The sequence below is a fragment of the Ruminococcus sp. J1101004sp1_RTP21198st1_B9_RTP21198_201120 genome (assembly GCF_040924245.1).
GTDB lineage: Bacteria > Bacillota > Clostridia > Lachnospirales > Lachnospiraceae > Blautia_A > Blautia_A faecis.
Genome location: NZ_JBCOMI010000037.1, coordinates 14,891 through 36,052 on the forward strand (window position 1 = coordinate 14,891; position 21,162 = coordinate 36,052).

General features: G+C 42.8%; 8 protein-coding genes and 1 pseudogene. All 9 read left to right on the plus strand.

Translation table 11 applies throughout. The features are described 5' to 3' along the window. The first annotated feature begins 93 nt into the window (after window positions 1-93). Window positions 94-2,865 carry a CD1108 family mobile element protein gene (locus AB5618_RS18475; protein ID WP_368366967.1) on the plus strand — a complete coding sequence of 924 codons (2,772 nt, stop codon included), beginning with the start codon at window positions 94-96 and terminating at the stop codon, window positions 2,863-2,865. Between the two features lie 42 nt (window positions 2,866-2,907). After that, entirely contained in the window at window positions 2,908-3,210 is a 303-nt protein-coding gene (locus AB5618_RS18480; protein WP_101695382.1) for a DUF4315 family protein, read from the plus strand. After that, complete coding sequence (locus tag AB5618_RS18485; RefSeq protein WP_368366963.1) at window positions 3,164-4,594, plus strand: CD1107 family mobile element protein; 1,431 nt, start codon at window positions 3,164-3,166, stop codon at window positions 4,592-4,594. The genes AB5618_RS18480 and AB5618_RS18485 overlap by 47 nt, the downstream gene beginning before the upstream one ends. Further along, on the plus strand, window positions 4,595-6,667 hold the full coding sequence (locus AB5618_RS18490) for a DNA topoisomerase 3 (RefSeq protein ID WP_368366964.1): 2,073 nt from the start codon (window positions 4,595-4,597) through the stop codon (window positions 6,665-6,667). It begins immediately after the preceding gene. A gap of 69 nt (window positions 6,668-6,736) precedes the next feature. Beyond that, complete coding sequence (locus tag AB5618_RS18495; protein WP_368366965.1) at window positions 6,737-13,030, plus strand: SpaA isopeptide-forming pilin-related protein; 6,294 nt, start codon at window positions 6,737-6,739, stop codon at window positions 13,028-13,030. Between the two features lie 82 nt (window positions 13,031-13,112). Next, window positions 13,113-13,253, plus strand: a complete 141-nt coding sequence (locus AB5618_RS18500; protein WP_173716286.1) for a hypothetical protein — start codon at window positions 13,113-13,115, stop codon at window positions 13,251-13,253. 6 nt (window positions 13,254-13,259) lie between these two features. Further along, entirely contained in the window at window positions 13,260-14,348 is a 1,089-nt protein-coding gene (locus AB5618_RS18505) for a DUF5688 family protein (protein ID WP_055282730.1), read from the plus strand. A gap of 945 nt (window positions 14,349-15,293) precedes the next feature. Continuing rightward, window positions 15,294-15,638 (plus strand): TnpV protein, encoded by a 345-nt coding sequence (locus AB5618_RS18510; protein WP_368366966.1) that lies wholly within the window; start codon window positions 15,294-15,296, stop codon window positions 15,636-15,638. 1,604 nt (window positions 15,639-17,242) lie between these two features. Then, a pseudogene (locus AB5618_RS18515) lies at window positions 17,243-21,112 on the plus strand (DEAD/DEAH box helicase family protein); the annotation flags it as partial. Window positions 21,113-21,162 lie beyond the last annotated feature (50 nt).

Consider the following 21,162-nt stretch of genomic DNA (forward strand, 5'->3'; position numbering starts at 1 on the left):
TGCTTATTACAGGCAGGGAAAGGGTATCCGAAGAAGGAGGAGTAAGTAGTGGCAGAACAGAGAATGAAAGTCAGGGACAAGAAAGTCCAAAAGATGACCAAGGATGGTCTGGTGGAAGAAAACCTGACAGATAAATCTTCTGTTCGTGTCAGTAACCGTGCCAGTGATGTGCAGATGGGAAGAAAACAGGGGGAAAAAGAAGAAAACCTTGTGGATAAGTCTCCCCGCCAGTCTGAACGGAGTGGGAAAAATATTCGTCCCTCTGTGCAAAAATCCAGAGATGCACCGGAACTGATACGGACAGAGAAGCAAAGTGAGGATTTTGGACAGAGTAGTAAACAGCAAAATAGAAAAAGAATCCGTGCTGAAGTCGGAAAAGAATCCAGACTTGCAGAAAAATCCGAAGTCGGACAGTTAGGGAGACTGAAAGATAAACGTGCTGATCTATCAGAAAACAGGGGAGACAGCCGGAGAAATCAGACCGGTGGCAGCAAAAAGCCTAAACAAAAACAACGTTTGAAGTTTGCTTATGAGGAAACTGGTGCTTCTGTGAAAAATGACAAAGATATGGAGAAATTGAACCAGATGGATACGGATGGAGTCAATTTCCACCATCAGAAACAGAAAGAAAAAGCCAAAAAGTTTTCTTATGAAGAAGCAAGAAAGAAAAAGGAAGCAAAGCAGCATTCCAAGAAAGCACAGGTCTATCAGGCAAATGAAGGAGAATCTCCTGGAAAGAAAAAATCCCGTTTGAAGTTTGGTGAAGGGGAATCTGTGAAAACAGAAAAAGCTTCTGTTGTCAAGAAAGCAGGAAGTGCAACTTCCGTAGCATTGCACCGTGAGATCAGCAAAAATGAAGACGATAATGCGGCGGTAGAAGGTGCCCATAAGTTGGAAGAAGGCGGCGAAGGTATTTACCGGCTGGAACAGAGAAGTGCCAGACGAAGGAAACAGAGGGCTTCCAGAAAGAGAAGCAGACTGGAGAGACAGGTAGAGAAACAGACACTGGCGGCAGCCCATCAGGAGCAGAAGAAGCTGAAAAAACAGATTCAGAAGCAACAGATCAAACGGGATTATGCCAAAGCTAAGCGAAGTGAACAGACAGTAGGAACAGCTACAAAAGGTACGATTGATTATATTAAGAAGATTGGCGGTAAGGTCACCAACTTCTTTAAAGAAAACCGGAAGGTGTATATCAGTGTAGCAGTTCTGATCGGATTGATGTTTCTGATCATAACGAATGTCACGTCTTGCTCTGCAGTGTTTTTACAAAATGTGATCACTTACACAGGAACCAGTTATCTGTCATCGGATCAGGCAATCCGGGAAGCGGAACTGTATTACACACAGCTGGAAGCTAATCTGCAGGAGCGGATCAACAACATGGAATCTGAAGAACCGGGACATGAGGAATACCGATATAACATCGGACCTATTGAGCATGATCCGTTTATCCTGATCAGTTATCTGTCAGCAAAGTATGAGGAGTTTACTTTTGAACAGGTCAAGCCTGAACTGGATGCATTGTTTGCAGAGCAATATCATCTGACTACTGAAGCAGTCAATGAGACTGTGACAGAGACAGCAACAGTAAGAGTTGGAGAATCCTTGGGACAGGTTGTAACAAGCGGATATTGTAACTGTCCAATCTGTTGTGGTATTTGGAGCGGAGGACCGACTGCCAGTGGAGCATATCCAACAGCCAATCATACCTTAGCAGTAGATGCTTCCAATCCGTTTGTTCCAATGGGAACAAAGGTGGTCATGAATGGTGTCGAATATACGGTAGAAGATACCGGAGCTTTCGCAAGATACGGTGTACAGTTTGATGTCTATTATGACAGTCATGCGGCAGCATCCGCACATGGGCATCAGACCTGGGAATGCTATCTGGCAGATGATAATGGAAGCCAGGAAGTGGAAGTGACCAGGACAAGAGATGTAGATGTGCTGAATGTCACCTTAAACAGTGGAAATCTGATGTCGATCTGTCAGGACAGGCTGGGATTTTTCCAGAAAGAACTGTTCAGTGCCTATAACGATACGAAAGGTAATTTACAGATGTTTGCGACACCGGTTGATTTTAACTGGTACTCCAGTGTGACCAGCTATTATGGATACAGGATTCATCCAATATCAGGAGCAAATCAGCTTCATAATGGTATGGATATCGGAGCACCGGAGGGAACAAAAGTGATGGCAGGACTGACCGGAACAGTTACAACTTCTGCTTATAACGACAGCTATGGAAATTACGTCATTATCAAAGACAGAAAAGGTTATGAACTGCGGTATGCACATTTAAGCAGCCGGAGTGTATCTGCAGGAGCATCCGTCACGAAAGGTGATGAGATAGGTCTTGTAGGAAATACTGGTAATTCCACAGGAAGCCATCTTCATATTGAACTTCTGAAAAATGGAGAGCGGTTAAACCCGATCTTTTATCTGGAAACTGGAGAAGGAGCAGGCTTTGGCGGCAATGAATATACCAGTGAAGCAGCACAGCGTTTGTTAAATGAAGCAGCGAGATATCTTGGAACACCATATGTATGGGGTGGATATTCCCCAAGTGGATTCGATTGTTCTGGATTTGTAAGCTACTGTCTGACAAACTCTGGTGTAAGGAATACAGGAAGACTAACAGCACAGGGACTGTACAACATTTGTACACCAGTATCCCAGTCGGAGGCACAGCCGGGAGATTTGATTTTCTTTACTGGAACTTACGACGCAGGGGAGCCGGTAACGCATATCGGAATCTATGTAGGCAATGGTCAGATGATCCATTGTGGACATCCAGTGCAGTATACGTCCATCAATTCCCCATACTGGCAGAGCCATTTCTATGGATTTGGACGATGGTAAGAAAAAAGGGCGGCTGCATCAGCCGTCCGGAAAGGAGAAGCGATGAAAAGTCTTGAAAAAGCAACGGCAGATTATGAGAAAGCCAAGGAAAAAATGGAAGCATCCAAAGCCAGATATGAAGCAGATTTAAAGCGTTTCAAGGCTGCGGAGATTGCAAAAACAGAAGCGGAAAATCTGGAAATTGTAAAAATTATCCGTGCAATGGATATGAGTATTCCGGAATTGGAAGCTTTCAAAAAGAGAATGAAAAATGGACTGCCCGGCAGGGTAGAAATACAGAAGGAGGAAACAAAAGCCGATGATGAATCTGGAAAAAATGAAACAGAAGAAGAGAACAATTACTAAAAGCAGGGTAAAAAAGAGCCTGCTTGCAGCAACGACATTTCTTTGCCTGACAACACCTTTGCTCCAGACACAGACTGCTTATGCAGCTGAGAATACCACACCTGCAATCACGATTGAGAAACCGGATGGCTGGAAACAGGGAGAAACAACCATTGCTGTTACGGTAGATGCTAGCCATATGCCGGAAGGTTTCTCAATAGCAAAGATTGAAGCAAAAGCAGGAAAAGATGGAAGCTGGCAGGATGTAACCGGAAGCGGAAGTATCACGATCACTGGAAATCAGACAGTGTATGTGCGTGTGACAGATGGTGAGGGGAAGGTCTATGAGCAGAATCGCTCTATTAAGTGTTATGACACGGAAAAGCCGACACTCTCTGCTTCTCTGACAGATGGTGTGCTGACGATTCAGGGGAATGATACAGTATCCGGGATTACTGCGGTAACCGTCAATGGCACCACTTATACAGACTTGAAGGATGGAATGCTGAGAGCGCAACTGACACAGAAAGATTTTACTACAAAGCAGATTGAGATTACGGTAACAGATGGTGCTGGAAATACTTCTGAAAAGTATGTGTTGCAGAATCCTTACTATGAATGGGCAAAGAAGCAGGCAGAAAAACAGAAATCTTCCAGTGACAGCAATGGTGCAATGGCAACTACGACCAGTGCAGATGCAATGGGGACTGAAAAAACAACGACTTCTCCGCTTCCGCAGGATGCACAGGCTTCTGAGCCGACAGATGCAAAAGGGACCGTGGATGATCGGACAGTAACAGGTATTGAGAAACAGCTTAATAAAGAAGGCGAGACGGCAGAATCCGTTACAAAAACAGCTACGGAAGGAACAAAAGAGTTTTATACCATTTCAACGAAGAGTGGTAAGATTTTCTATCTGATTATTGACAATTCAAAATCTCAGGATAATGTGTATTTCCTTACCGAAGTCAGTGAGAAAGATCTGATGAACTTCACACTTTCTGATTCAGTGACACTTCCGGAAGTGGATACGGTTTATGCAGAACCAGAGAAAAAAGCAGAGGAAGAAAAACCGGAAACGACAGAGTCAGCTGAGAAAGTTAAGGTAGAGGATGATATTCAGATGCCGGAAGATAAAAGTCCATTCGGAACGTATCTTTTGATTGCACTGGTTGCAGTCGGAGCTGCGGCAGGAGGATATTATTTCAAAGTCTATAAACCAAAGCATGAATATGATGACGAGGATGAGATGGAAGAGGATGAAGATGAATCCGAAGATTCAGAGTCAGAAAAACGGGAAGTAGACGATGCAGATGAGCAGGAAGAAAGTGCAGAACCGGAAATCCTGAGAGATGAAGATTTTAATGATGATGTACTGGAAGATGAAGAAGAGGAGCAGGAGTAAATGAAATTAGTGATTGCAGAAAAGCCATCGGTTGCGATGGCACTGGCTTCCGTGCTTGGAGCCAGAACAAGAAAAGATGGCTACGTGGAGGGAAACGGTTATATCGTTTCCTGGTGCGTAGGACATCTGGTTGGATTATGCGATGCATCGGAATACGATGAAAAATATAAAAAATGGAGATATGAAGATCTGCCGATTGTGCCGGAATGTTGGAAACACAAGATTTTGGAGGGTACAAAGAAGCAGTTTGGAATCTTAAAGAAACTGATGAGAAATTCCAAAGTAGATGAGGTGATCTGTGCTACTGATGCAGGACGTGAAGGAGAGTTGATCTTTCGTTTGGTGTATGAGCAGGCAGGATGCAAAAAGCCGATGAAGCGGCTTTGGATCTCTTCCATGGAAGAACAGGCAATTAAAGATGGATTTGCGTCATTAAAAGACGGTTCGTGTTATGACAGTCTCTATCAGTCAGCACTTTGCAGGGCAAAGGCAGACTGGCTGGTGGGAATCAATGCGAGCCGTCTTTTTTCCGTTCTGTATAACCAGAATCTGAAAGTTGGAAGAGTACAGACACCAACACTTGCCATGATCGTGGATCGAAATCAGAAGATCAAGGAATTTACCAAAGAGAAATATTATATGGCTCATATCAAGTTTGACGATATGGATGCGGTCACAGAGCATTTTCAGAAAAAAGAAGATGCAGATAGAGTGGCTGCGGACTGTATGGAGCGTATGTGCGAAGTGGAGAAGGATGATGTGAAAGAGAAAACAGTCCGCCCTCCGAAGCTTTATGATCTGACCACTCTGCAGAGGGAAGCAAACAGAATGTTTGGTTATACCGCACAGCAGACATTGGATGCCGTGCAGGAGATGTATGAGCAGAAGCTGGTCACTTATCCGAGAACAGACAGCCAGTATCTGACAGATGAGATGGGAGAAAGCACAGAAACTCTGATTCAGATGTTACTTGGGAAAATGCCCTATGCCGAAGGGCTGGAATATCAGCCGGACGTGAGTAAGGTATTAAATTCAAAGAAAGTATCTGATCACCATGCAATTATCCCGACCGTGGAAGTAGCAAAGGCAGATATAGGTAAACTGAAAGAACGAAACTGCAAGATTTTGTATCTGATCAGTGCCAGGGTACTGACAGCAACCGCAGGTCCTTATATTTATGAAAGCCATAAATGCCAGATTACCTGTAATTATCATACGTTTTATCTCTCAGCAAAGAAAACAAAGCAGGAAGGATTCAAGTCGATCGAAAATAAATTGAAACAGTTCTTTGGCGTAAAGAGTGAAAAAGAAGAGCCGGAGCTGGATATCTGGGATGGCAAGCATTACGGTCCTTGTGATTCTTTTGTATCGGAGCATTTTACACAGCCACCGAAACAGTACACAGAAGATACCCTGCTTTCTGCTATGGAACGTGCAGGGAATGAAGAACTGACCGAAGATACAGAAAAGAAAGGACTTGGCACACCGGCAACAAGGGCAGCAATCATTGAAAAACTGATTCAGTCTGGTTTTGTGAAACGGGAAAAGAAAAATCTTGTGCCGACAGATGATGGCAACGTACTGATTACGGTTCTGCCGGATGAGATTAAATCTCCGAAGATGACAGCAGAGTGGGAAATGGCATTGAATCACATTGCCCAGAATACAGAGACAGCAGATGAATTCCTAAATGAGATTACAGAGCTGATGCAGGAACTGGTTGCCAGATATCAGGGGATTTCAGAAGAAAAGAAAGAGCAGTTTCAGGGAAAAGCAAAAGGAGAAGTCATTGGCAAATGTCCCCGCTGTGGAGCTGATGTCAGGGAAGGAAAAGTAAACTTTTACTGTTCTGACCGGAACTGTGCTTTTGCCTTATGGAAGAATGATAAATTCCTTGCAAGCCAGGGGAAAAAGATGGATAAGGCGGCAGCAAAGAAGTTCCTGTCTAAAGGAAAAATCCATTATAAGGATCTGGTATCCAGAAAAACAGGGAGACAGTATGAAGCAACAGTGGAAATGGTTGATCCCGGAGAGGGAAATGTACAGTTTAATCTGATTTTCCCACAACGATAAGTAGTGTATTGCAGGCAGTCTAAGGACTGTCTGTTTTTAATACAAATATATGAAAGAGAGGACCTTAGCATGAAGAAAAAAGGTAATTTTAGAAAAGTAGTATCTGGCTTGCTGGCAGGCATGACAATGCTTAGTACAGTGTTATCTCCGATGACTGCATATGCAGCGGAGATCCAGCCAGAGGAAAAACCTCCACTTTATGAGGAAGTGAAAGACCTTCTGGATGAAGATGAGGTGGTGATTGCCAAAGATTATGAAATCGAAACAGGCAGTGTATTTGATGTGAAATCAGACTACACAGGACTGGAAATCAAGGATGATAACAAGGTCAAAGTCACATTTGAGGAAGCAAAGAACGAAAAGAATGAGGATTTTACGACAGATCATGCGGACACTTACAAAGCGGTCTATTATGTGGAACCGGTAAATCAGGAGCATCCGAAGTACCAGATCAGCCGAAAACTGATTGTGCGTGAGAAAGAAACAGAAGTACAGACAGAGGCGGCAGGGAGTGAAGCAGTGACTGAATCCGAAACAGCTGGCAGTGAACAGCAGACAGAAGAAGCGGAGGATTCAGAAGCAGAATCGGAGATTACCGATATTGACGCTGATGAATTTGATGATTTGGTAGAGCAGGCACAGAATCAGGATACCTATGATGAAGAATCAGGGTTAGAGCTTCATGATGTTTTGGAACAGGCAGGAGACGAAGGTGTGGATCTTGAGGCTATGGAAGAAGGAGAGATTGCAACATTTGAAGCAGTTTCGGCTTATTCAGCAAGAAGTACACAGCAGGTAACAATTGAAAAAGGACCACTGTATAGATATGCAGATTATAATCTTGGAACCTATCTGACAGAGCCGTACTATATCAGCTACGGAAGCGTCAGAGCAATTGCGTATTGTGTACAGCCAGCAAAGCCAGGACCTGGATCTGGAAATTATACAATTACAAAGATTGGAGACAATCAGGCGTTAGCAAAAGTGTGTTATTACGGTACAGATGCCGCAGGAAGCGAGAGTTTTTTCGCTAATAAACACACGGATTTTTCAGAAGGAAAAAGATTCATCATTATTCATATGGCTGCATCATATGCCAACGGAAGTAGTGATGCATTTTACGGAACCAATGCTACAGGAGAGGCTTTGGCAAAAGAACTCTATAATTATTGTGTGAATAAGCCGGAAATACCAGATGTAGCGATGTCATTTTCAAAGCCGGATGTAAAGGCTTATGTAGATGGAAATGTTCAGAGAACGGAGAACATTCAGTTCAACGCATCTTCCCAGCAGAAAATCACAATGGACTTACCAAAAGGAGTAAAGCTCCATAATGTATCTACTGGAAATGTAAGTGCGGCAGGTGCAAGCGTAACAATTGGAGGAGGAACCACGTTTTATCTCTCAGCTCCTCTGACACAGACAAGAGATGTAAGTGCTACTTTTTCTGCAAAAATGAAGGGAAGTATTACAAAAGATTATTCAGCATATAAATTGACTACGAATGCAAGTGTTCAGGATCTGGCATTTGTATTTGGAGAAGGTGTTGCTGATGAAAAATATGTAAGCTTAAAGGTGTCCTGGATTGAACAGGCTACGATCGAAATCGTAAAGAAAGACGATACAGCGGATGTCAATCTTGCAGGTGCAGTATTCGGTGTATACAGCGATGAGGCTTGTACAAAGCTGATCACTCAGATGCCGGCAACAGATAAGAATGGAAAATCTTCTGTTACGATCATCAAGACACAGGATACTGTTTATCTGAAAGAGATCACAGCACCACAGGGATATGTAGTAAATGCAACGGCAACAAATGTAAAACTGGTAGCAAGTAAGACCTCAGCTGTAACCGTGGAAAATAAGGAACAGCTGGCAGAGCTTACCATTTACAAAGAAGGACAGGTTCTGACCGGAGCAGAGGTCAGTGAAAATGGAACGGTATTTCAGTATGAAAACCGCAGACAGAAAAATGCAGTGTATAACGTGTATGCCGGGGCAGATATCGTAACTGCTTATGGTACAAAAGTGTACAGCAAAGGTGACCTTGTAAAAGAAAACCTGACAACAGGTGAGAATGGTTCTGTCACACTGAAAAACCTGCATCTTGGAACCTACGTGGTAAAAGAAACAAAAGCACCGGACTCTTTCTATAACGGCAGCGAAGAAAAGTCAGTGACTCTAACTTATGCTGGTCAGAACAAAGAAGTTGTATTTGCAGATGTGACTTTTAACAACGAGAGACAGAAAGCAGATGTTTCTGTAGTAAAACAGGATAAAGACACCAAGAAACCACTGAAAGGCGGTATTTTTGCTCTGTATACATCCGATGATATTAGAAATGCAGACGGAACCGTTGTTGTGAAAAAAGGAACACTGATTGAGAAAGCAACTACTGGAGCAGATGGAACTGCAAAATTCACAGCAGATCTTCCGATTGGATATTCCTATTCAGTAAAAGAAGATCAGGCGCCGGAAGGCTATGTAAGAAATACAGAAGATGTGTATACGTTCAAGTTTTCTTACACCAATGATAAAGAAGCAACCGTATCATTTGCCCATACCTTTAGCAATGACCGTGTGACAGCAAAGATCAATTTATTCAAAGTTGATAAAGAAACAGGAAAAGCAGTACCACAGGGAGATGCCACACTGAAAGGTGCAGTTTATGGACTGTATGCCCGTGAAGATATCGTGTACCCGGATGGAGCAACGGGAACTATTTATAAAGCAGGAGAGCAGGTAGCTTCTCTTACAACAGATGACAAAGGACAGGCTTCTGTAAATGGCTTATATCTTGGCAAATATTATGTCAAAGAGATTACTCCGCCGACCGGATACCTAGCAGATGCAGAAGAGCATGATCTTACATGCAGTTATGAAGGAGATATGACAGCAGAAGTAAAAAGAGAGTGCGCTTCCAGTGAGCAGGTCATCAAACAGCCATTCCAGATCATCAAAGCAGCCAACAATGGAAAGACAGATGCAGATCTGTTATCCGGAGCTGGATTTACAGTTTATCTGAAATCTTCCCTTACAAAGAAAGCAGATGGAAGCTATGATTTTGATTCTGCCAAACCAGTAGTGAGTGGAGAAAATGGAGCAACGGAGATTTTCACAGATGACAAAGGATATGCCTGCAGTATTCCATTACCATTTGGAAGCTATATTGTGCGTGAAACTACAACACCGCACAATTACAAGCCAGTTGATGATTTTGAAGTGAATATCACAGAGCATCATACAAATGAGCCGCAGATCTGGCGAGTGCTTCTGGATAAAGAGTTTAAGGCAAAACTGAAAATCGTGAAAAAAGACGATGAAACAAAGAAATCCGTCCTGATTGCAGGAACAGAATTTAAGGTATATGACCTGGATAATAAAAAGTATGTTGAGCAGGTAACAACTTACCCAGTGACAACAACCCATAAGTCCTATTTTACGGACAATCAGGGGTATCTGATCATGCCGAAGAATCTGAAGATCGGACATTACCGGATTGAGGAAGTCAACGCACCGGAAGGGTACACAATCAACAAGAATTATGTAGAGATTGCAGTGGATGCAAACACAGCATACCAGATGGATTCTGAAAGCGGAGATGCCATTATTACGGTAGATTACGAGAACCATCCGGTAAAAGGAAAGCTGACGATTTATAAAAAAGGTGAGATGCTGACCGGATTTAAGAAAGATTTTGTTTATGAAGAAAGATACCTGAAGGGTGCAGAATTTAATGTCTATGCAGCTGAAAATATCTATACACCGGATTACCAGAAAGATGAAAACGGAAACAGACAGCTGATCTATGCAAAAGATGCACTGGTAACAACGGTAACGACTGGGGAAGACGGAAAAGCAGTTGCTGATAACCTGCCACTTGGTTCTTACTATGTAGTAGAAAAGACTGCACCGGAAGGATTTGTCCTGAACCATGACAGATCAGAAGTCGCATTTGTCTATGCCAATCAGGATACACCGGTAATTGAACAGGAAGTGACTGTTGGCGATGACCGACAGAAAGTTGCGATTCAGGTAGAAAAACAGGATGCAGAAAATGGTGCAACCGTAGCAGGAGCTGTCTTTGGTATCTATAACAAAGCGGATATTAAGGTGGATGGAAAAGTAATCGTGAAAGCAAACACACTCTTACAGGAAATGACTTCTGATAATGATGGTCTTGCAGTATGTACGCTGGATCTGCCACGTGGACAGTATTATGTGAAAGAGTTAAAAGCACCGGCGGGATTTGTATCCTCTGATGAAATTCTGAATCTGGATGCTTCTTACCAGGGACAGGATGTGAAGACAGTAAAACTGAAAACTGTGAAAAAGAACCAGCCAACAACAGTTGAAATCACAAAATCTGATGTAACAACAGGTGTGGAACTGGATGGGGCAAAACTCACCGTTCTCGATAAAGAAGGAAATGTTGTGGATCAGTGGACTTCTGTAAAAGATCAGCCACATGTGATCAAACGACTGACAGTTGGTGAGGAATACACCCTTCGTGAGGAAATGGCACCTTATGGTTATTTGAAAGCAACGGATGTGAAGTTCACGCTGGAAGATACCGCAGAGATTCAGAAAGTAGAGATGAAAGATGAAGTTCCAACAGGACTTCTGATCATTAACAAAAATGGAGAGTTTTTGGATAAAGTGACACTTCTGGACAATGTAAAAGGTACTGTGGAGCATCTCTTTGAGTATGTAACCGGAAGCCTTTCAAATGTAACTTTCGATGTATTTGCTGCGGAAGATATCAAAGCGGCAGATGGTGTCAGCGAAGATTATTTCAAAGCAGATGAAAAAGTGGGAACTATTACTACAAATTCCAATGGCATTGCACAGATGGGAGATCTCCCGGCTGGAAAATACTATGTGAAGGAAGTAAAAACAACCCATGGTTATGTGCTGGACGGAGAGCCGAGATATGTTGACCTTTCCTACCGGGACCAGAATACACCAGTCATCACTTATGATGAAAAATGGCAGAATGCCCGTCAGAAAATAAAGGTTACGATTCTGAAGAAAGAAAAAGACACAGAACGTGTTCTTGCAGGTGGTGTCTTCGGTCTTTATACCAGTGAAGATATCAAAAATGCAAAGGGCGAGGTACTTCTTGAGAAAGACAGTTTGATCGAGCAGCGAGTAACAGATGAAAAAGGACAGATTACTTTTACGGCAGATCTTCCGGTAGACGGAAAATACTATGTGAAAGAAATCTTTGCACCGGACGGATTTGTTACAACAGAAGAAGTACAGGAGTTTACCTTTGAATATGCCGGAGAAGACCAGACAGAAGTAAGCTACGATTTTACTTTTGAAAATCAGCCAACCACAGTGGAGCTGACCAAAACAGACCTGACAACAGGTAAAGAACTTCCAGGTGCACACCTGAAAGTGACGGATTCAGATGGCAATATAGTAGATGAATGGACTTCTACGGAAGAATCCCATGTGATCAAAGAACTGGTTGTTGGTAAGGAATACACCATGACAGAGACAAAACCGGCAGATGGATATGTTACTGCAGAAAGTATTACTTTTACAGTAGAGAATACAGCAGAGGTTCAGAAGCATGAGATGAAAGATGATGTGACAAAAGTAGAGATCAGTAAGACGGATATCACAGGAGAAACTGAGATTCCGGGTGCGAAACTGACGATTCTCGATAAGGATGATCAGGTAGTAGAGAGCTGGACTTCCACAGAGGAAGCACACTATATCGAAAAACTGCCAATCGGTAAATATACCTTACGTGAAGAGCAGGCACCGAAAGGATATCTTCTGACAGCCGATGTGACGTTTGAGGTGAAAGACACCGGAGAAATTCAGAAAGTGGCTATGAAAGATGATACTGCCAAGGGAAAAGTGATTCTCAATAAGACAGATAAATCGTCAGGAGAACCACTGAAAGGGGTAGAATTTGAACTCCGTGACAGCAAAGGAAAGGTTCTGGAAACCTTAAAGACAGACGCTGCCGGTCATGCAGAAAGTAAGCTGTATGAGATTGCCACATTTAAGAACGGCAAATATGATACAGCAATCAAGTATTATCTGGTGGAAACAAAAACACTGGATGGATACACACTGGATCAGACCAAGCATGAAGTGACATTTGCTTATGCGAATGACAGTACACCAGTCGTGGAAGTTACTTTCAATCTGACAAATGAGAAACCGGAAGTTCCAGAAACACCGAACACACCGGATACACCACAGTCCCATGAAGAGACAAAAGTATCAAATGCACCAAAAACAGGTGACAGCACGAATATTTGGCTGCCGATTCTGCTTCTGGTAATCTCCACAGGAGGTATGGCAGGACTTTATATCTGCAGAAAAAGGAAAAACAAATAAGGAAACCAACGGTTATGATTGGGAGCTTCTATGTGAGGCTCCCTTTTTCATACAAAAAAATCACAGAAAGGAACAGAAAACTATGATGAAAGCAATGGACAAAAGACAGGAAGCACGAAAAAACCAGGAGAAAACTTTAAAGAGAATGATGGCTTATCAGAAGAAAGCCGAGCAGATGGTCAGTAGAAAAAGAATGAACCATCACATGATCAGAAAGGGGTAAAAGCGTATGATGAATAGAAAAGAATTTTATGAATATGTCAAAGACAATGTAAAGGAGTATCTGCCAGAGTCTTATAAGGACGCAGAAATCAAACTGCAGGAAGTAGAAAAAAACAACGGGTTGAAGTTGACAGGTATTACGATTCCAAACGGAGATCAGAGAATCGTACCGACAGTCTATCTGGATTCCCTCTACCAGGAATATATCCATGGAAAAGATGTAGACTCTTGTGTTGGCGATGTGGCTGATATGCGTATTGAGGCACAGGGAAAAGCAGAATTTTTTGATATGGGAGTTCCGGATATTCTGGATTATGAAAAGATGAAAAATAAGTTACAGGTAAGAATTTGTGATAAGGAATGGAATACCGATCGTCTTGCAGATAAAGTAGTCACAGAACACGGAGATTTTGCAGCTTATTATGCAGTAAACCTGGAGGAAAATGGAGAGGGAATCAGCAGTATTCCAGTAACTGTTTCTCTGATGAATGAATGGGGAGTATCTGTCGAACAGATTCAGGCAGATGCGATGATGGCAGATAAGAACAGAGGTGTGCAACTGGTGGATATGACACAGATTGTCGAATCCATGATTTTTGGAGGAACACCAAAGAATCTTTTGAATGAAAAACTGGATATGGAAACTGTGGAGAATCCAATGTTCTGCCTTACCAATGAATCTAAGATGAATGGGGCTTCCCTGTTACTGCAGGAAGATATTCGTAAACAGATTGGGGAATGTTTGGGAAGTGATTACTTTGTCATCCCATCTTCCGTTCATGAAGTGTTGATTCTCCCTGATAACGGAATTTTTCAGGTTCCAGAATTAAATGCGATGGTACAGGAAGTCAATGAGACACAGGTGGAAAGACAGGAACAGCTTTCTGATAAGGTTCAGTTCTGTGATAAAAAGACAGCAGTAATGGAAAATGCTGAGCGCAGGGAAGCACGTCTGGAGAAAGAAAAAGCAGCTGAAAAAGCGGAAGTAAAAGGTGGAATCCATGGAAGATTGGAGAAAGCTAAGGCAGAAATCAAGGAAAAAGAGTCAGACAAAGTGCCAAAGAATAAGTCAAAAGATCTTGCCACAGCATTATAAAGAGTAACAATGATGATTTTAAGGGGACTGTGCCAAGCAGTCCCTTATTTTATGAAAAGGAGTAGCACATGGCAAATAAATTATATGCAATGGAACAGCTGACGGAAGAGGTGGCAAAAGATGTAGCTGCCAGTCCGCAGGAATGGATGCGGTTCCTAAACACGGCATCCAGACTGTACAAATACACTTTTCCAGAACAGCTTTTAATTTATGCACAGCGGCCGGAAGCAACTGCCGTAGCATCCATGGAAATCTGGAATCAGAAGATGTACCGCTGGATCAAAAAGGGATCTAAGGGGATTGCCTTGATTGACAATACTTCCGGATCGAAAACAAAACTTCGTTATGTATTTGATGTGCAGGACACTTATAAAGTGCGGAATCTTGGAAAGGATCCTCAGTTATGGAATCTTCCGGTGGAAGGAGAACAGCTGGTGGCAGATTATCTGCAGGAGCAGTTATCACTGGAAGATATAGAAGGAGGACTTGCTGAAAGTCTGCATCAGGCAGCGAAGGAGAGTATGCAGGAATGGCTTCCAGATACATTGGAAGAACTGAGACTGGATGTAACAGGGACATTTTTGGAAGAACTGGACGAACAGAATCAGGAAGTAGAATTCCGGGAACTGATGACCAATAGTGTCTGGTATGTATTACTAAACCGATGTGGGCTGGATGCACAGGAATATCTGGATGCAGAGGATTTTCGGCATATTACGGACTTCAATCAGCTGAAAGTATTAGGACATCTGGGAAGTGCAGTCAACGAGATCAGCAGACCAGTCCTGATGCAGATTGGACGATATGTTCTGAATGATCTGGAAAATGACCTGAAAACGGTTGCAAAAGAAAAAGAAGTAGCTTATAATGAATTCAACACGTTAATTCGTGAAAGCAATACAGATAACACAGAAGATAGAGAAGAAAAAAAGGAGGAAACAGACTATGAGAGAGATCAGTTACAGCCAGAACGGAGAGTATCAGATTCCAGATATCAGCCTGGAAGAGACGAGAGGAACCATCGGGAAGTACGGAATGATGAGGAAAGAGTATCTGAGAAACCACAAGGTAGCCAGGTTCAACATTCTGACACTGCAGAACCGTCTGGACAGTCACCTGATGGAGATCGACAGTCAGGCAAGGCAGAGAGTAGACAACCTGATGAACGAACTTCTGGAGAAAGATCCGGCACCGGACAAAATGGCAGACGGGATGGCATGGACCAGACACATGAACCAGATCAAGGCACAGGCAGAGGAGCTGGTGATTCAGGAGGTTATTTACAGTTAAGCCTGTTCCCAACAGAAGAGGAACAGTTAGGAGAAATAAGGAAAGCGGCAGCTGCATTGGAACAGCCAGCCGCTTTTCTTATTTCCGATGAAGTGGTAAATGATATTCTCCGCACGGGAAGCGGACAGAAAAATACACTGTTTCATATTACAGCAAGACTGATTGAAGGTCTGGATAATGAAGAAATGCAAAGCTTCTTGAAAGATGAATATGGAACTGGTGGCAAAGGATTTACCATAGATGGTCAGAAAATCAGTATCTGGTATGACAATGATGGTATCCGTATCCGGCGAGGGGACTCTGCCAGAAGAAACTTTGACCGCATGGTTACGTGGGAAGAAGCAGCGAACAGAATTCGGGATATGTATGAGGATGGAAATTACGTGGATAATTTGATTTCCAATAATGCCATTGAACAGGAGCAGGAAGAAATGACCAATCTTCTTGCACTTCATTTTCGGGATACTTGCAGAAACTGGGAAAAGAAACAATCATATTCAGACTGGCAGGATGTAGTGAGTGGAGCATGGACAGATCAAGAGGAAGCAGATGCGATTGTCTATCGTTTTGAATGGCTGCAGAAATATATGGATGAGAATCCGGGAGATTATCACCGCTGGGAGATTCAGCATAATCCGGAATATTTCCAACGCTTTCAGGATCTTCAGAGGGAGCGTTCCTGGGTAGACCAGAAATTTACGGTCGAACGTCCGGCACTATCCTTTATCACACAGGATGAAATTGACGCAGTGTTAAGAAGAGGCGGCATTACTGCAGGAGGACGTAACCGAATCTATGAGTATTTCATGGAACATCATGATATGAAAGATGCAGCTGAGTTCCTGAAAAATGAGTATGGAACAGGTGGTTCCTCACCCGGAATACCAGGAGCAGATGCTTCCGACGCATCCCATGATGCAAAAGGATTAAAACTTGCAAAAGGGAAAATTGGCAGTCCAGAGGTAGAAGTTTTATTAAAGTGGAACAAGGTTGCAGAACGTGTTCGCCAGTTAATCCGCACAGATGATTATTTGTCACCGGAAGAAATGGAAAAGTACGAAGAACGACAGGAAGCACAAAGACTGGCAGATTTGGAAGAAGCACAGCAGATCTTAGGAGAACAGCTGGAGCAGGATACTTTGACAGCGGAAGATATAACGGATTTGCGATTAGTTGATTCAGAATATATGTCTGGTACCAGAACAAAAATCCACGATTTTGATTGCAAAGTTAAGGGAGAAGCGAATCGGCTTCAATACACATTAGAATATCATGATGATGGAGAAGGTTTCACGATTCATACGGAAAAAGATGATATTTGGAATCGAATGTCAACACAAGAATTGGAACGTCTGGATGTAAAACTCGGACAAGAAGTACTTTATTATCATTATCACAACAAAACTGTAAATGCGGATACTTTAGATGAATTACGGGAAATCAGGGAAGAAATTATGGAGGAAGAGTCCTCGTATTTTACTGCTATTTCTCAACGTGTGTGGACAGATTATGATAAAAAAGAAAAAGAATTATCTGGAGAAGTTGAGGTATCGGAAGAAAAAGAATCTTTGGAAGAGATTAACGGAATATCAGAAACGATTCCAGCAACGAACTTCCGCATCACAGATGATGAGCTTGGACAGGGTACAGCAAAAGAAAAGTTCCGTGCCAATATCATGGCTATCCAGTTGTTAAAGAAATGTGAGGATGAGAATCGCAATGCAACACCGGAAGAACAGGAAATCTTATCCAGGTACGTTGGCTGGGGAGGTCTTGCAGATGCATTTGATGAGACAAAAGCTGCATGGGAGACAGAATATTTGGAATTAAAGACGGTTCTTACACCAGAGGAATATGCTGCAGCCAGAGCTTCCACCTTAAATGCTCATTATACACAGCCGATTGTGATTGAAAGTATGTATCAGGTGTTGGAGAATCTGGGATTTACAAAAGGAAATATTCTGGAGCCATCTATGGGAGTCGGGAACTTCTTTGGAATGCTTCCGGAGAATCTAAACCAGTCCAAACTCTATGGTGTGGAACTGGACAGTATCAGCGGTAGAATTGCAAAGCTACTCTATCCAGATGCCAATATTCAGATCAAAGGTTTTGAGAAGACAGATTATCCTAATGATTTTTTTGATGTGGCGATTGGAAATGTGCCATTTGGTGCATACAAGGTCAATGACCGTCAGTATGATCGCTACAATTTCATGATCCATGATTACTTTCTCGCCAAGACGATAGATCAGTTACGTCCAGGTGGTGTGGCGGCACTGATCACAACAAAGGGAACTATGGATAAGGCGTCACCGGAAGTCCGGAAATATCTGGCAGAGCGGGCAGATCTGCTGGGAGCAATTCGACTGCCGAACACAGCTTTTAAGGCAAATGCGGGAACAGAAGTCAGTGCTGATATCTTGTTTTTCCAAAAGAGGGAAAGCCTTACGAAAGAAATGCCGGAATGGATAAATCTGGATAGTGATGTCAATGGAATTACGGTCAATCAGTATTTTGTTCAGCATCCGGAAATGATTCTGGGTGAGATGAAAGAAGTGTCCGGTCCGTATGGTATGGAAACAACCTGTGCTCCAATGGAAGGAGCTGATTTGGAATTACAGTTACAAGAAGCTGTGAAACAAATTAAGGGAAGCATGGTACCGGCAGTAGATGTGGAAACAGAACTGGATGAGATGCCAGAGAGTATTCCGGCAGATCCGAATGTTAGAAATTACAGCTATACGGTTGTAGATGATCAGGTATATTATCGTGTCAACTCTTTGATGAATCAGGTGAAAATGCCTGCAGCCACTGCAGAACGTGTAAAAGGCATGGTTGCAATCCGTGATACCGTCCGGGAGTTGATCGCCATGCAGATGGAGGAATCTGTCACAGATGAAGAAATCCAGAAACAGCAGGAGAAGCTGAATCAGGTATATGATACTTACACAGCAAAGTATGGAGTCATTGGAAGTAATGCTAATAAACGTGCATTTTCTGATGACTCTTCTTATTGTCTGCTGTGTTCCCTGGAAGACTTGAATGAAGATGGAACATTGAAGCGGAAAGCGGACATGTTCACCAAACGAACCATCAAAAAGGCGGTTGCTGTGACAAGCGTGGAGACAGCAACAGAAGCATTGGCATTGTCTCTTAACGAAAGGGCAAAGGTAGACCTTCCTTATATGGCAAAGCTGACCGGAAAGACCGAAGAGAAGATCACAGAAGAATTGGTCGGGGTTATCTTCAAAAATCCACTGACAGACCAGTGGGAAAGCGGAGATGAGTATTTATCTGGAAATGTCAGGGATAAATTAAACACTGCGAGAACCTTTGCAGAGAATCATCCGGAATTTACACCGAATGTCCGTGCTTTAGAGGCAGTTCAGCCGAGAAATCTGGAAGCATCCGAAATTGAGGTGCGTGTTGGAGCTACTTGGATTGAACCTTCGGATTATCAGGATTTTATGGTAGAACTGCTTCATACGCCATGGTATCTTGCGCAGAAGGAAATACAGGTTAAATTCTCTGAGGTAAATGGTGAGTGGAGGATTACAGGAAAGAATGCCGACAGTCCGAGAAATGCGTTTGCCTATGCAACGTATGGAACTGAGAGAGCAAATGCCTATAAGATTCTGGAAGATACCCTGAACCTGAAAGATGTACGCATCTATGATAAGAGCGTCAATGAAAATGGTGATGAGATCCGTGTCCTCAATAAGAAAGAAACCATGCTGGCATCACAGAAGCAGGATGCCATGAAGGCAGCATTTAGGGACTGGATTTTTAAAGATCAGCAGAGGCGTGAACGTCTGGTAAAGGTGTACAATGAACGATTTAACAGCATCCGTCCCCGTGAATACGATGGCAGTCATTTGACTTTCCCAGGAATGAACCCAGAAATAGAGCTTCGTTCGCATCAGAAAAATGCAGTTGCACACCAGCTTTACGGAGAGAATGTACTTCTTGCTCATGTAGTAGGAGCTGGGAAGACTTACGAAATGGTAGCAGCTGCAATGGAAAGTAAAAGACTGGGATTATCACAGAAGAATCTCTTTGTCGTGCCGAACCATTTGACGGAGCAGTGGGGTGCAGAATTCCTACAGTTATATCCGGGAGCCAATATCCTGGTAGCAACCAAGAAAGATTTTGAACCGGCAAACCGGAAAAAGTTCTGTGCCAGAATCGCTATGGGAAATTATGATGCCATTATCATCGGTCATTCTCAGTTTGAGCGTATTCCAATCTCTGATGAGAGGCAGGAAGCCATGCTGCGGAAGCAGATTGATGATCTGGAAATGGCAATCCAGAGTGCAAGGTATGAACAGGACGGCGGGCGTTATACCGTCAAACAGATTGAAAAGACCAGAAAAACCCTGCAGACAAGACTGGAAAAACTGAATCAGAAAGAGAAAAAAGATCAGGTAGTTACGTTTGAAGAACTGGGCGTGGATCATTTGTATGTAGATGAAGCACACAGCTATAAAAATGCGTTTCTCTATACAAAAATGAGAAATGTAGCCGGGATTGCACAGAACGAAGCACAGAAGTCGGCAGATATGTTCAATAAATGTCAATATCTGGACGAGATTACCGGAGGAAAAGGCATTACTTTTGCTACAGGCACACCAATCAGTAACAGCATGACGGAATTATATGTTATGCAGCGGTATCTGCAGAACAGTAAATTACAAAATATGGGACTTGGATTGTTTGATTCCTGGGCTTCCACTTTTGGAGAAGTTGTCACGAGTATCGAACTTGCACCGGAAGGAACAGGTTATCGTGCAAAGTCCAGATTCGCACGGTTTTATAATATTCCGGAACTGATGAATATGTTCAAGGAGATTGCAGATATCAAGACTTCCGATCAATTAAAGCTTCCAGTGCCGGAAGCGGAATATGAAACAGTGGTGCTGAAACCAACGGAACAGCAGAAAGAAATCGTAGAAAGCCTTGGAGAACGTGCAGAAGTTGTCAGAAACGGTGGGGTAGATGCCTCGGTTGATAATATGCTGAAAATTACCAATGATGGAAGAAAGTTAGCATTGGATCAGCGTTTGGTGAATGAATTATTGCCAGATAATCCGGAAAGCAAAATAGCAGTCTGTGCAGAGAAAAGCTATGAAATCTGGAAAGATACAGCAGCACAGAAATCAGCACAGTTGATTTTCTGTGATTTGAGCACACCGAAAGGCGATGGCAGTTTCAATGTTTATGATGATTTGAAGCAGAAACTGATAGAGAAAGGTGTACCGGAAAAAGAGATTGCGTTTATTCATGATGCAAATACAGAAGCAAAAAAGACGGAGCTGTTTGGGAAAGTGAAATCCGGACAGGTTCGTTTTTTGATTGGCTCAACAGCAAAGATGGGTGCAGGAACCAATGTGCAGGATCGTTTGATTGCCCTGCATCATCTGGATATTGGTTGGAAACCATCTGACTTGGAACGTGCGCCCGTAAAGGCATCATAATAAATATACCTTTGGCAAGGTATTAGGATAGTATCTTACAGTCCTATCAT

Coding starts and splice junctions, on each gene's coding strand:
- AB5618_RS18480 (WP_101695382.1), top strand. CDS start 2,908: ATGAAAAGTCTTGAAAAAGCAACGGCAGATTATGAGAAAGCCAAGGAA.
- AB5618_RS18500 (WP_173716286.1), top strand. CDS start 13,113: ATGATGAAAGCAATGGACAAAAGACAGGAAGCACGAAAAAACCAGGAG.
- AB5618_RS18495 (WP_368366965.1), top strand. CDS start 6,737: ATGAAGAAAAAAGGTAATTTTAGAAAAGTAGTATCTGGCTTGCTGGCA.
- AB5618_RS18510 (WP_368366966.1), top strand. CDS start 15,294: ATGAGAGAGATCAGTTACAGCCAGAACGGAGAGTATCAGATTCCAGAT.
- AB5618_RS18490 (WP_368366964.1), top strand. CDS start 4,595: ATGAAATTAGTGATTGCAGAAAAGCCATCGGTTGCGATGGCACTGGCT.
- AB5618_RS18505 (WP_055282730.1), top strand. CDS start 13,260: ATGATGAATAGAAAAGAATTTTATGAATATGTCAAAGACAATGTAAAG.
- AB5618_RS18485 (WP_368366963.1), top strand. CDS start 3,164: ATGATGAATCTGGAAAAAATGAAACAGAAGAAGAGAACAATTACTAAA.
- AB5618_RS18475 (WP_368366967.1), top strand. CDS start 94: ATGACCAAGGATGGTCTGGTGGAAGAAAACCTGACAGATAAATCTTCT.